Below are 13,384 nucleotides of genomic sequence, written 5' to 3'. Positions count from 1 at the left end.
CTATGAAAACTGCCATCCCTCCCCAAAAACCGGCATTGCGTTGCAATGGTTTGAACCGGTTCTTCGACCAGGTTATGGCACTTACCATACGCGAAAAGCGGTTGAGAACGCTACTACTCGAACCGATCCGAAAGCATAAACCCCGGTACATATTGGACGTGGGATGTGGCACCGGTACGCTGGCTTTGCTATTGCACCGTCAGTTTCCGGGAGCCCGTGTATTCGGACTGGATGGCGATGAGACAGCCTTAGTAATTGCCAGACAGAAAAACGCTGTAGCAGGCTGGCCAGTTATCTTGGATCAAGGTCTTTCTACGGCCCTTCCCTATCCTGATGAAGGCCTAGACATTGTGACCTGTATCTTATTGCTCCATCGCTTGTCGGATGCCGATAAGAAGCAGTCCATTGGAGAAATGCGCCGGGTGCTCACGTCAGGCGGTACGCTGATGCTGGCCGATTGGGATAAACCGGCCAGTGAACTCATAGGGTTGCTCTTCTTAGGCCTTCAGCTTTTCGACGGGTTTGACACCCAAAAAGCTAATGTGCATGGACTCATTCCGGCTATACTATACGATAGCGGCTTTAAACAAATTACGCAAACCGGTCACGTAACTACTCTTCTCGGCACACTGGCCATTTATCGCGCAAAATTATGAAGCAAGTACGTGTAGTATGGGTGTTACTGGTGCTATTAACTACGGCACAACTTGGATTGGGACACGGTGGTCACAAGAAAAAGGCCCGGTTAGACTCGACACGACACGATTCGGCTTTGACACAACCAGACTCGATGAATCATGTCGGCACAGTAGCCGATAACCTCAATGAGGCAAAAGTTCAGGTCACGACATCTATGCCTGCCCCATTGAATGACTATCCGACGTACCACCCTATGGTCGTACATATTCCGATTGTTCTGCTCCTGCTGGCTGCACTGCTTCAACTCGTCGCGGTCTTCTGGCCATCGGAACCACTGAACTGGCTAACCTTACTGGTTGCACTCGGTGGAACGATAGGGGCCTACGTAGCCGGTACGTATGTACATCCGCACACGGATGGTCTGAGCAATGCAGCACAGGCGGCTTTGGAAACCCACGAAACCTACGCTGACTATACCGTTTGGTTGGGTTTCGCTGGTACGGTGCTGAAGGGTGTGACGCGTTGGAAATCCTTAAAGTGGCTGGAGGGGATTACGCTCATCGCCCTTGTCGGCGCAGGCATTGCGGTGGGGCTGGCCGGGCATCAGGGGGGCGCATTGACCTACTTGTACGGCATTGGACCACGCGGAGCTTACCTCGAACAACATGAGGAAGGATCTGTCGATGGTGATAGGCACGAACACAAACATCCGAACGACAAACACTAAGGTCAGATGAATCGAGCCTGGCATCTTCGTATTCGCAAAACCCACCGGTATCTGGGGCTGTTTATCGGCATTCAGTTTCTGCTCTGGACGCTGGGCGGGCTGTATTTCAGTTGGTCGAATCTGGATGACATTCATGGCGACCACCTCAAACGCCCGGCTACCACATTTCCGGCTTCGCTGTCGCTGGTTTCACCCTCGGTTTCCCTACGGGCTTTGCAGCAAAAAGGTGTCGATTCTGTCCTGAATATAGCCCTTATCGACGTATTGAACCAACCCCTTTACCAGCTAAACTACCGAATGCAGCACGGTAAAGGCCACGCAATGATCCATGTGCAGCTGGCCGACGCGACGACGGGACAACTCCGCGGTGAACTGACGCAGGCAGAGGCTATGGCGTTAGCCAAACAACGCTTTGCCGGGCCATCCACTGTCGAACAAGTCGAGTATCTGACGAGTACAAATGGCCACCACGAATACCGTGAAAAACCGTTGCCTGCCTACGCGGTGACGTTTAAGCAACCAGCTCATGCGACGGTTTATATAGCGGCTCAACTGGGCACTGTACAAAGCGTTCGCACAGACCCCTGGCGCGTATTCGATTTGTTCTGGATGCTGCACACGATGGATTACGAGGGCCGCGACGACATCAACAATGGGTTGCTCCGGGCTTTTTCAGTGCTGGGACTACTCACCATTTCATCAGGGTTTGCACTCTACTTCGTTTCATCGCCCGGCTTACGCCGACGCGCGAAGTCGGGGGGAAAACCCGTTCGACTAACTTCTTAATTCATGTTCCATTTACTAATTCTCCATAACCAATGAAAACGATTCGATTGACCATGGCCATCCTGGGACTGTCGCTCTTCTCGCTCGTCGCTTCGGCACAGACAACTACCCCGGCACTTATGGCCTATTATAACGTGAAAGATGCTTTAGTGGCTACCGATGGAGCCAAAGCTAAGGCCGGAGCAACGGCTCTGGTAACTGCCTTGGGCAAAGTGGATGTGGCCAAACTGTCGGCCACTGACAAGAACGCGCTGGCTACAGCAAAAACAAAGGCAACTGTTATCGGCAAGAGCACAGACGTGGACGCACAGCGCGAAGCTTTTGAGGGTCTCTCAGCTAGCATGATCGCGTTAGCCAAAGCCACCAAAACCGCTAAGCGGGAGGCCCGCTCCGGCGTACCGGCCCCAACCTACGTGCAATTCTGCCCGATGGCCGCTGAAGGTAAAGGTGCATCATGGTTGAGCGATAAGCGTGAAGTACGCAACCCTTACTACGGCGATAAAATGCTGAAGTGTGGTTCAGTAAAGGAAGAAATTTAATCGGACCGCCGAAGCGGCAGTAAACGCCCCGGAGATAGTTCCATTCTACGGTCGTACCAAAGAATAGGCGCTTTCCAGGGCCACTTATAGACGATGGCCCAACAGGAATTATTTATCAAGAACATGGTGTGCGACCGCTGCATCTGGGTCGTACGAACCGAACTGGAACGGCTCGGCTATTCGGTGGATCAGGTAGAACTGGGCCGGGCAGTTGTCAGTGGAACTCCCGTTGACATCACCCTCATCCGTCCGATGCTGGAAGGGCATGGGTTCGCCCTGTTAACCGATAAAACTACCCGCGCCGTCAATCAGGTCAAAACACTTATTATCGACTTGATTCAGAGTGGCCGGATTGCCGAACTTCGGACAACGCTCTCCGATTATTTATCGGAAAACGTCGGGCTGGATTACGCACACCTTAGCCATTTGTTTTCCTCAACAGAAAACCTGACCATCGAGAAATTCTGGATTATGCAACGGGTGGAACGGGCTAAAGAATTGTTGAGCTACGACGAAATGCCCATCAGCGATATTGCCAAACAGTTGGGCTACAGCAGCGTGGCCTACCTAACTAATCAGTTTAAGCAAATAACGGGGCTTACACCAGCCACCTACCGGGACCAAAACACGGCGGATCGTAACCCATTAGATTGGATCTAGCGCTCAATTTTTTAGCTGATTATCAGCCATTAATCACTGAAACATGAAATTTTTCACTGGTAGGCTTTTTCTTCCCTTCTATATGAGTTTGGCGGTGTTCTAAACGCTAGTTAAAAGGGAGGCTGGTTGATTTAATTGGTAAAATCTTGCAAGCGGGTGCGGGAATTGTATAACGGACCCGCCCCGATTTACAACAACCTTTGCAGGGTAATTTAGACAAACCTGTAAACGGCCATGGCAACGATTAAACTAAAAACCAATATCAAGTGTGGGGGCTGCATTGCCACGGTAACGCCTTTTTTGAACGAATCTGTCGGGGCTGGCAACTGGCAGGTTGATACGCGGAATCCTGATAAAATACTGACGGTGCAGACGGAAGCGGTTACAGCCGACACAGTCAAAGCTGCCGTTCAACAGGCGGGCTATAAAGCCGAGGTGATGGCCGGGTAAACCAGTCGTACCTTTTGCTCAAAAAGCCGCCACGAATACCGGGCGGCTTTTTTTTTGGGTTGCCCCGTTGGAATTACTCATCACAGACGAGACACTAAACAGGGCGGGTCGCCTGGACCGACTTGCCGGCCAATCGGTATGATTGAAGACTTGATAAAATTTTCGCTCCGTAACCGATTCGTCGTCCTGCTCATCGCAGCCGGCCTATTTGCTTGGGGTATATTTTCGGTGAAGACGAGTAAGATTGACGCGATCCCCGATCTGTCGGAGAATCAGGTCATCGTCTTTACTGAGTGGATGGGACGCTCTCCACAGCTCATTGAAGACCAGATTACCTACCCCTTAGTAACGAATCTTCAGGGACTTCCGCAGGTGAAGTACGTGCGGGGCACTTCGATGTTCGGTATGAGTTTCGTGTATGTCATTTTCAACGACGACACAGAGGTGTATTGGGCGAGGGAGCGAGTACTGGAACGGCTTAACTACGCGGCTCGGCTGCTGCCGGGGGGCGTTTCGCCGACGCTTGGTCCAGACGGAACGGGCGTGGGACATATTCTATGGTACACGTTGAACGCGCCAGGCATGGACCTCGGCGAACAGCGGGCCGTACAGGACTGGTACGTAAAATTTGGTTTGCAGAATGTGCCGGGCGTGGCCGAGATTGCGTCGTTCGGTGGCTTTCAGAAGCAGTACCAGGTGACGCTTGACCCTAACAAACTGACTTACTACGGCCTGTCCGTGCCGCAGGTCATTGGGGCTATTAGGGCTAACAACAATGAAGCGGGAGGGCGCAAGTTTGAACTCAGCGGAATTGGTTACATCATTAAAACGACGGGTTATCTACAATCAGTCGAGCAGATCCAGAACATTCCACTGAAGACGATCAGTAGCGTTCCAGTGCGCGTAGCCGACGTAGCGACGGTTCAGATGACGGGCGAAACCCGGCTGGGTATCTTCGATCTGAACGGACAGGGTGAGGCCGTGGGTGGCATTGTGGTGATGCGCTACGGTGAGAACGCCGACGAGGTGATTGGCAATGTCAAGAAGAAAATGGAAGAAGTCGCCAAGGGTCTTCCCAAAGGCGTTACGTTCAACATCGTCTACGACCGCAGCGGGCTGATTCAGGAATCGGTTGCATCGATTCAGCACACACTGATTGAAGAGATGATTGTGGTATCGCTGGTAGTGATTCTATTCCTGTTACACTGGCGGTCAGCTATCAGCATTATCATTCAGATTCCTATTACCATCGCTACAAGCTTCATTCTGCTCAACGCCTTTAATATTTCTTCCAACATCATGTCCCTGACGGGCATCGCACTAGCTATCGGGGTCATCGTCGATAATGGCATCATCATGGCCGAAAATGCGTACAAGAACTTAGCTATTCGGCAGGCTGAGTTAACCAACAGACAGCCATCTGAAGTACCACCGGGGCCAGTCAACGGCGCGGCACCGGCCACGGGTAATAACGGACAAGGAGGACACAACAACGGGCAATCGGACGCCGGATCGCGCCTGGTTAAACCAACTCCGCAAACACGCTGAGATTATGTGGAAGACGATAAAAGGATGGCTGGGCTACGGTCCGGGCCGCGTTCGTTCTAAAGACTATGCAGAAATACCCGAAGACGAGCGGCTGGCGATCATCGAACAGTCGAGTATTCAAGTGTCGCGGGGGGTATTCTATTCGACAATCATCATTATCACCTCGTTTTTGCCGGTGTTTCTGCTGACTGGGCAGGAAGGTAAGCTATTTCATCCGCTGGCCTGGACTAAAACCTTTATCCTGTTGGTCGATGCCGTGCTGGTCGTAACGCTGGCTCCGGTTATGCTGTCGCTGTTCATGAAGGGCCGCTTCAAAGACGACCACGCCAACCCGATTAACCGCTTCCTGGAGCGGGTCTATGAACCCGTAATCCGGTGGGTGATGCGGTGGCGCAAAACGACAATAGGTATCAATCTGCTGGCACTTGCTGTAAGTGTACCGATGCTGATGAGTCTTGGTTCGGAGTTTATGCCGCCGTTGGATGAACAAAGCATTCTGTTTATGCCGGTTACGTTACCCGACGTATCCAACGCCGAAGCCAAACGGATTTTGCAGGTGCAGGACAAGCTTATCAAGTCGGTGCCGGAAGTCGATGAGGTGCTGGGTAAGGCGGGCCGGGCTTCGACCGCCACCGACAACTCACCCATCAGCATGATTGAGACGATTATCATGCTCAAGCCGAAGGATCAGTGGCGAGAAGGCATCACCAAAAAAGACCTGATCAACGAACTGGATGCCAAGCTTCAGATTCCGGGTGTGGTCAACGGCTGGACGCAGCCGATCATTAACCGCATCAATATGCTCTCCACGGGCATCCGTACCGATGTCGGCATCAAGGTACATGGACAGTCGCTCGACAGCATATATGCCGTATCTGAACAGGTCAAGGCGGCTTTAAACGGGGTGCCGGGCGTGAAGGACCTTTACGTTGAACCCGTTACAGGTGGGAAATACTTGACCATCGACGTGAACCGGGAGGCACTGGGTCGCTATGGCCTGAGCGTGGACGACGTAAACGGCGTGGTTGAATCGGCCATTGGTGGCTCCCCCATAGGGCAGACTATCGAAGGGCGACGGCGGTTCTCAATCAACGTGCGGCTGGCGCAGGACTATCGCAACAGCGTCGAGCGCATCCGGCGCATTCCCATCGCTACGGCCGCTTTCGGTACGGTTCCCCTCTCGGCGGTGGCCACGGTAAAGTTCGAGGATGGCCCACCGATGATTACGTCAGACAATGCCCTTCTACGGGGGGCGGTGATGTTCAATGTGCGTGACCGCGATTTGGGCGGAACAGTGCAGGAAGCTATCGCCAAAGTGAACCGGGAATTGACCCTACCCAACGGCTACTTTCTGGAATGGAGCGGACAGTACGAAAACCTCATCCGGGGGCAACGAACGCTGCTGCTGATTGCACCCATTGTGCTGGTGGTCATTTTCCTCTCGCTTTATCTGGCCTTTGGTTCGGCGCGGGAAGCGTTTCTGAGTTTGATTACGATTCCTTTCGCGCTGATCGGCGGGGCGTACATGGTCTATTTCTATGGGGTGAACCTGTCGGTGGCTGTGGCCGTGGGTTTCATCGCCTTGTTCGGTATTGCGGTCGAAACAGGTGTCGTAATGGTAATCTACCTCAACGATGCCATGAAGCAATTGGTCGCCAGGCGGGGCAACTCCCGCGACACCATCAGCCGTGAGGAACTACGCGAATACGTCATCAACGGGGCGGCCAAACGGCTTCGGCCCAAAATCATGACCGTATCGGTGGCTTTGTTCGGCTTAGTGCCGGTGTTGTGGGCGGCTGGCGTGGGTAGCGATGTCATGTTGCCTATCGTGCTGCCCATGATCGGGGGAGTGTTGACATCCTCCACGCACATTCTGTTAGTGACTCCGCTCATCTTCCTGATGACCAAGGAGTACGAATTACGTAAGTTTGGTAAACTCGACGTGTTAGATGCTTCGCATTAATCTCATAACTACTCTTTTCCTGCTGGCGATGTGCAGCTATGGGCAGATACCCGTGCAACCGGAACGCCGGAGCGGGACCTCCCCTATACTGCCCCTAGACAGTGTGTTGGCCCGTATTGACCTGAATAATCCGCTGCTTAAACCCTACGGTAGCCGGGCCGCTGCTGCCCGCGCCTACGCTGAGGGGGCGCGTAGCTGGATGGCCCCAATGGTTGGCGCAGGTACGTTCATGGCTCCCTATCCAGCACAAATGGTTATGGACGAGCGCGATAAAGGTTTTGGTATGATTTCGGTCGAACAGGACATTCCTAATCCGGTAAAGCAACGGGCTACGCAGGTATTCCAGCAGTCGAAAGCGGCTGTCGAGGAAGCTGGCCGGGGGGTGACCCTCAACCGACTCCGCTCGGATGCCAAACAACTCTATTTCGACTGGCTCGTACTGGAAAAACGGCGGGGGGTGCTGGCTGAAAACCGACGCATTCTACAACTGATGAAAAAACTGGCTGACATCCGCTACCCATACCAGCAGGGTAGTCTGGGTAACGTGTACAAGGCAGAGGGTCGGCTCTACGAACTGGATAATATGGTGACGATGACTGAAGCCGACATCGAGCGCAAACGCATTGGCCTGAATACGCTGATGAACCAGCCCCGAACCGAACCCTTCAGCATTGACACAACCCTCCGGCCTGTCGAACCGCAACCGGCCTTACCAACAACAGAAGAAATTGGACAGGTACGGTCGGACATACGGCGGATGGACCGGCAGATTCTAAGTATGCAGGCGGGCATTGAAGCACAAAAGGTGCAGGCCCGGCCCGACTTCCGCATCCGATTCGACCATATGCAGCCATTCGCCGGGGTTAAGAGCATGATGCCCACACAGTTTACACTGATGGGCATGATTTCAATTCCAATTGTTCCCTGGGCCTCCCGGATGTACAAAGCTGAAATTAAGGGAATGCAGCAGGACATTGAAGCTATGCGCTATGAGCGAGAAGGGATGCTCAACGAAACGCAGGGAATGGTGGCACAGATGCTGACCGATATTCGGACGATGCGCACGCAGTTAAACAACTACGAACGACGGGTAATCCCCACGCTTCGTAAGAATTACGATACGCAGGTAATCGCCTATGAGCAAAACAAAGGCGAATTGCCGGTGGTGATTGATGCCTGGGAAACACTGAACATGACGCAGATGGACTACCTGACGCGGCTTGGAGACTACTACCGCATGATTGTCAGCTATGAACGGGAACTGGAGAAATAGAGCCTGGGTATGGGGGGTGGCCGCATCCTTGCTGCTTACTTCTGCCTGCAACAGGAGCAATGAAAACAAGGAAGTAAATGCACCGGCTAACCCGAATACCGGTATCCACGACGGGCATAACCACGCAACTGAAGCGGAAGCCTATACTTGTCCGATGCACCCACAGATCGTGCAGGACAAACCCGGCTCCTGTCCTATTTGTGGTATGGACTTAGTGAAAAAAGCGGGTGTGAGCGGGGATAGCGTAGTGGTTGATGCTGATCTAGAAGCTCTGCTGCAACCAACAAACTCGGTTGTTGTGGCCAACATTGCGACAGTTCATCCTGAACGGCGCGGCGAAGACGTGATGGTTGAAACCGACGGTATCGTTACCTACGACACCCGGCGACTCTACACGATTCCGGCCCGCTTTGAAGGACGGGTGGAAAAGCTGTACGTGCGTTTCAACTACCAGCCCATTCGTAAAGGACAGAAGCTGCTGGAACTCTACAGCCCCGACATCGTTACGGCCCAGCGCGAACTAGTATACCTGCTGGATGCGGATACGGGCAACGCTCCCCTGATTGCCGCAGCCAAGCAAAAGCTTCGGCTGCTTGGCTTAACGGACGGGCAGGTTACTGACCTCGTCCGCACGCGCAAACCCAACTATTCTCTGCCTGTTTTCAGCCCCTACGATGGTTACGTGGTGGAGGAAAATGCGGCTACACCTGCCGCCCCTACGCCCGCTGCGGGTAGCATGGGCGGTGGTGGAGATGCCGGTATGGGCGGTGGCGGAATGAATTCGTCCGGCACTGACGAAATCACTTTCGCTCAGTCGTCTCCTTCAACCGGGGGCGGGGCTATCGGTGGTGCGCTGTTGTTGCGTGAAGGGCAGTACGTACAAACAGGTCAAACCCTGTTTCGAGTGGCAAATGCAAGCCGGTTATGGGCCGAATTTCGGCTATACGCCCGTGATGCTGTTGGCATCAAACCTGGTGATGCATTGGCCATCTCGTTCGACCAGACGGGCGGGCCTTCGCGTTCGGCACGGGTAAGCCTCGTAGTGCCTTTCGTCGAGAATGGCAATCCATTTGTGACCATACGCGCCTATCTACCGGGTGGCAATTCGGTGCGCGTCGGCCAACTGGCACGCGCTCAAATTAAGCGAAAGGCGACAGAAGGGCTTTGGCTACCGGCAACCGCCGTCCTGGATTTAGGTAACGAACAGGTCGTGTTTATTCAGGGTGAGACAAAGAATACCTACCGACCCGTGCGGATCCAGGCGGGTATTCGTTCGGGTAACTCTGTAGCCATTCGGAACGGTTTAACCGAAGAACAGACGGTGGCCCAAAATGCACAGTTTTTAATTGATAGTGAAAGCTTCGTCAACGTAACGCAGGCCGGGCCGCGCCCGGCTACCCCATGACATGACACGACGATGGATATACGGATTGGCGGCACTCATGCTGTTGCTCAATGCCAGCTGCGAATCGGGCGGATCAACCTCATCAAAAGGAACCGATTCTACTGGGCGGCACTCCGCACAAATTGCCGGTGCTGACGACCCTAGTAGTCATAATCACAGCCTAAATGAAGAAGGGAGCGCGACTGAGCTGCACTCCGCCTATACCTGTCCGATGCATCCGCAAATTGTGCAATCGTCGCCGGGTACGTGCCCCATTTGTAGCATGGATTTGGTACCCGTAGCGAAGACGGGCGAGAAGGCGGCAGAGATTGTACTTAGTGCCAGCCAGATGCAACTAGCCAATGTAACAGTACAACCCGTGTCGTCGGGTAGCATTGGAAACAGCACGGTCCTGAATGCCCGGTTAGCCGCCGACCAGCAGCAGACTGATGTCATCAGTAGCCGCGTAGCTGGGCGGATTGAACGACTCTTTGTGAAAGAGACGGGCCAGCCGATCCGAAAAGGGCAGGTACTTTACGAGATATACAGCGAACCGCTGCTTACGCAACAGCAAGAGTATTTGATTGCCCTGCAACAGGAAGCAGAATTAGGGACTACCGAAAAGCGATACAGCCAGTTTCGGCAAGCTGCCGAGCAAAAGCTTCGGCTATACGGCATGACTGCCGACCAGATTGCTGGATTAGTCCGGACGAAAAAGGTGTTGCCTCGCATCCCGTTTGTAGCACCGTCGGGCGGCACCGTGACGGAAATAGTGGTCAGTGAGGGACAGTACGTGGGCGAAGGAGCATTGCTCTACCGGTTGGCTAACCTGAGTCAGCTTTGGGTCGAAGCCGAACTATACGCTGGGGAAGCGAAGTATGTGAAGGTGGGTGACCGGCTTCCTGTGCAGGTGGTTGGGTACGAAGGAGGGCAAGCGCAAACCGCACGAATCGCGTTTATTAATCCAGAATACCGGGCGGGGAGCCAGGTGCTGGTGATGCGGGCGGTGATGCCAAATCCGGGGGGACGCTATCAGCCGGGTCAGCAGGCGCGGGTGCTGCTGCGTCATGGCGTACAGCGGGGGCTCACCCTGCCAGTTGATGCAGTCGTGCGGGCGGGGCAGGGTGCTGTGGTATTCGTGCAGACGGGTCGGCAGTCGGAAAACCGCCCTACCGATGGGACGGCCTTTCAGCCACGCCTGGTACAGACCGGCACCGAGACCGATCAGCGCGTAGCCATCATGAAAGGGCTAAACGGCGACGAGACTATTGCCATGTCAGGAGCGTATCTGCTCTATAGTGAACTAATTCTCAAAAAAGGCGTAAACCCGTTCACACAAAAGCCGGATGACGAGGGGGTGAAGTCGACTCCTAACGGCGAGACAAATCCCACCCCGGTACCGGCAGTCACTAACAAGGCCACGTCAGCTTCCCGAATACCCAACATCCATACGGCACCGGATGGGTTCAAAAAACAGCTGACGGGGGTTTACGAAGCTTCACTAAAACTGACAGAATCGCTCGTCAGCTCCGATGCTAACCGGAGCAAGGTTGCTGCGGGTGGGGTAGAAAAGGCTCTGTCGGGCGTGGACATGATGCTCCTTTCCGGTCAGGCGCATACGGATTGGATGAAGTACCTGAACGCGATGAACGCGGCCTTGAAAGTGATTCGCAGCACGGGCGATCTGGAGCAACAACGCACGGCCTACGCACAGTTTGAGGACGGTTTATACCGTAGCGTTAAAGCGTTTGATATCACGGACAAGCCCATATATCGGCAATACTGCCCGATGGCTTTAAACAGTAATGGTAGCTACTGGCTCAGCGACGAAAAACCCATCCGAAACCCTTACTTCGGTGATCAGATGCTGACTTGCGGGGAAACAAAGGAAGTGCTTAGGTAAGGCTACGCCAAGCCTGAAGTAAGATTCAGCGGTAGTGTCTATTGTAACGTTACGGTGTGGCTTGTAAAATTATTGGATTGTTGTCTTTTCTGGTAACTACCTATTCAAAAGTGCGTCAATAGAAAGCGCACTCTTTGTACAACTTGACCACAACCACTCAGGTACTGGGGAAAGTCAAGACGTGGTGCCTGGATAACCATGGCTGGTTCATTACCAACCCCGATCGGCCCGGTAAGTTTCCACAGTTGACATAGCTTGACCCACCTTATCTACCTTATGAGTCTTACCTTATTCTTCTCTCAATCAACCGGTGGGTATGCTCACTTAGGAAAACATCTGCTTAAACGAGTTCGAGTGCCAGACAAACTCCGGCAATTTCTATTGCCAAAAACCCCATGGCTTTTACATCGCCTGTTTAGAATTCGATTATTGGACAGCAAACAGACAGATTCTCTTTTAGGACCTCACCGGTTGGCTGTTCATCCGGCCAATGTTGTGAGGTTACCAGAAGTAGTCGATTTAGCATTACCTGAGAAGGTTTATTATACGCCTAAACCAGCAGTCACTCTACCGGTTTCCGTCTGGCGTTATGACGCTCATGATTTTAAGTGTAAACAGCTTCCCTACGGTAGTATCCTTATTCAGCAGCAGGCGCTTTGTCTGGATATCAACACGGACGATTTTTACCGAAATTTCCTCCCTCCCGCTACACGAAATACCCGTCATACGACTACCCTGATTGCCCCCTGGAGCCATTATCTGGACGGTGCTATGTGGGGAGGATATTATGACTTTGTTCTTTTAGTGGCAGGAAAACTATGCCGTGTTAAAGAAAGTCTGCCTGAATCCGTTTTTAGCGAGGCCTTGGTGTCATACCCACTTTTCGAGACAGCCTACGAACGGGAATACCTTGCTTTGTTAGGAATCGATGGCGACCGGATCGTCGATAGCCGGAAAACCAGGGTTACCTTTGACAAGTGCATTTTAGCCAACGTGGGCCACTGGTTCTATCCGAACAGTGCGGATATTGCCGCGCTCCGAAAAAACGTGCTGGCCCGGATACCGCCTGCTACCGGCCCCCGAACTCGGGTTTACATCAGCCGTTCGGGCCGTCGCCGGATTCTTAATGAGCCGGAAGTTATCGCCTTACTGCGGCAGTATGATTTTGAGATTATCGACGACAAACCCCGGCCGGTAGCCGAACAGATAGCCATTTATCAACGTGCTGAGTTTATCGTTGGGCCACACGGAGCATCGTTCACCAACATTCTCTGGTGTCAGCCGGGCACCCATCTGTTCGAGTTGTTCTCGCCAACCTACTTTCCGGACTTCTTTCGGTATCTGGCTGAACTACTTGGCCTCCGCTATTCGGCTTACTTCCACGGTCCGGCTGGAACGGGAGGTTGGGCTGAAGGGCTAGAGGATGATATGTACGTGTCGGTTGGCGAGTTGGAGCGGTGCCTGGAGAAACTTTTACTCGCCAAATAAGCTTCGCTTATGGCTTGTAAGCCA

12 protein-coding genes are annotated in these 13,384 nt (G+C 53.3%); all 12 read left to right on the top strand.

Going from position 1 to position 13,384, the window contains the following annotated elements; translation table 11 throughout:
• Positions 1–2: 2 nt before the first annotated feature.
• Complete coding sequence (locus CLV58_RS17670; RefSeq protein ID WP_106139142.1) at positions 3–656, top strand: class I SAM-dependent methyltransferase; 654 nt, start codon at positions 3–5, stop codon at positions 654–656.
• A gap of 236 nt (positions 657–892) precedes the next feature.
• Positions 893–1,366: a DUF2231 domain-containing protein gene (locus CLV58_RS17665; protein ID WP_245882371.1), complete on the top strand. Its 474-nt coding sequence runs from the start codon at positions 893–895 to the stop codon at positions 1,364–1,366.
• A 6-nt stretch (positions 1,367–1,372) separates the two neighbouring features.
• Positions 1,373–2,152, top strand: a complete 780-nt coding sequence (locus CLV58_RS17660; RefSeq protein WP_106139141.1) for a hypothetical protein — start codon at positions 1,373–1,375, stop codon at positions 2,150–2,152.
• Positions 2,153–2,184: 32 nt separating this feature from the next.
• A complete protein-coding gene (locus CLV58_RS17655) occupies positions 2,185–2,691 on the top strand; it encodes a DUF3347 domain-containing protein (RefSeq protein WP_106139140.1) in 507 nt (168 codons plus the stop codon).
• Between the two features lie 93 nt (positions 2,692–2,784).
• Positions 2,785–3,351, top strand: a complete 567-nt coding sequence (locus tag CLV58_RS17650) for a helix-turn-helix domain-containing protein (RefSeq protein ID WP_106139139.1) — start codon at positions 2,785–2,787, stop codon at positions 3,349–3,351.
• A gap of 234 nt (positions 3,352–3,585) precedes the next feature.
• Positions 3,586–3,801 (top strand): heavy-metal-associated domain-containing protein, encoded by a 216-nt coding sequence (locus CLV58_RS17645; protein WP_106139138.1) that lies wholly within the window; start codon positions 3,586–3,588, stop codon positions 3,799–3,801.
• A gap of 138 nt (positions 3,802–3,939) precedes the next feature.
• Positions 3,940–5,349: an efflux RND transporter permease subunit gene (locus tag CLV58_RS17640; protein WP_106139137.1), complete on the top strand. Its 1,410-nt coding sequence runs from the start codon at positions 3,940–3,942 to the stop codon at positions 5,347–5,349.
• A 4-nt stretch (positions 5,350–5,353) separates the two neighbouring features.
• Complete coding sequence (locus tag CLV58_RS17635) at positions 5,354–7,312, top strand: efflux RND transporter permease subunit (protein WP_106139136.1); 1,959 nt, start codon at positions 5,354–5,356, stop codon at positions 7,310–7,312.
• Between the two features lie 28 nt (positions 7,313–7,340).
• Positions 7,341–8,585 (top strand): TolC family protein, encoded by a 1,245-nt coding sequence (locus tag CLV58_RS17630; protein WP_245882373.1) that lies wholly within the window; start codon positions 7,341–7,343, stop codon positions 8,583–8,585.
• The gene (locus CLV58_RS17625) at positions 8,563–9,990 is read left to right on the top strand and encodes a heavy metal-binding domain-containing protein (RefSeq protein ID WP_106139134.1); all 1,428 of its coding nucleotides are present in this window, start codon (positions 8,563–8,565) and stop codon (positions 9,988–9,990) included. Before CLV58_RS17630 ends, CLV58_RS17625 begins: the two co-directional genes overlap by 23 nt.
• A 1-nt stretch (position 9,991) precedes the next feature.
• Positions 9,992–11,872: an efflux RND transporter periplasmic adaptor subunit gene (locus tag CLV58_RS17620; RefSeq protein ID WP_106139133.1), complete on the top strand. Its 1,881-nt coding sequence runs from the start codon at positions 9,992–9,994 to the stop codon at positions 11,870–11,872.
• 276 nt (positions 11,873–12,148) lie between these two features.
• Positions 12,149–13,360 carry a glycosyltransferase family 61 protein gene (locus CLV58_RS17615; protein WP_106139132.1) on the top strand — a complete coding sequence of 404 codons (1,212 nt, stop codon included), beginning with the start codon at positions 12,149–12,151 and terminating at the stop codon, positions 13,358–13,360.
• Positions 13,361–13,384: the final 24 nt, after the last annotated feature.

The sequence above is a fragment of the Spirosoma oryzae genome, from assembly GCF_003002825.1.
Classification (GTDB): Bacteria; Bacteroidota; Bacteroidia; order Cytophagales; family Spirosomataceae; genus Spirosoma; species Spirosoma oryzae.
The sequence above is the reverse complement of the archived record's forward strand: the minus strand, read 5'-3'. Positions and strand labels throughout refer to the sequence as shown.

Bases quoted from the DNA above. Each gene is read 5' to 3' on its own strand.
- CLV58_RS17635 (WP_106139136.1), top strand. From the start codon at position 5,354: ATGTGGAAGACGATAAAAGGATGGCTGGGCTACGGTCCGGGCCGCGTT.
- CLV58_RS17650 (WP_106139139.1), top strand. From the start codon at position 2,785: ATGGCCCAACAGGAATTATTTATCAAGAACATGGTGTGCGACCGCTGC.
- CLV58_RS17660 (WP_106139141.1), top strand. From the start codon at position 1,373: ATGAATCGAGCCTGGCATCTTCGTATTCGCAAAACCCACCGGTATCTG.
- CLV58_RS17615 (WP_106139132.1), top strand. From the start codon at position 12,149: ATGAGTCTTACCTTATTCTTCTCTCAATCAACCGGTGGGTATGCTCAC.
- CLV58_RS17670 (WP_106139142.1), top strand. From the start codon at position 3: ATGAAAACTGCCATCCCTCCCCAAAAACCGGCATTGCGTTGCAATGGT.
- CLV58_RS17640 (WP_106139137.1), top strand. From the start codon at position 3,940: ATGATTGAAGACTTGATAAAATTTTCGCTCCGTAACCGATTCGTCGTC.
- CLV58_RS17665 (WP_245882371.1), top strand. From the start codon at position 893: ATGGTCGTACATATTCCGATTGTTCTGCTCCTGCTGGCTGCACTGCTT.
- CLV58_RS17625 (WP_106139134.1), top strand. From the start codon at position 8,563: ATGAACGGGAACTGGAGAAATAGAGCCTGGGTATGGGGGGTGGCCGCA.
- CLV58_RS17645 (WP_106139138.1), top strand. From the start codon at position 3,586: ATGGCAACGATTAAACTAAAAACCAATATCAAGTGTGGGGGCTGCATT.
- CLV58_RS17655 (WP_106139140.1), top strand. From the start codon at position 2,185: ATGAAAACGATTCGATTGACCATGGCCATCCTGGGACTGTCGCTCTTC.
- CLV58_RS17620 (WP_106139133.1), top strand. From the start codon at position 9,992: ATGACACGACGATGGATATACGGATTGGCGGCACTCATGCTGTTGCTC.
- CLV58_RS17630 (WP_245882373.1), top strand. From the start codon at position 7,341: ATGTGCAGCTATGGGCAGATACCCGTGCAACCGGAACGCCGGAGCGGG.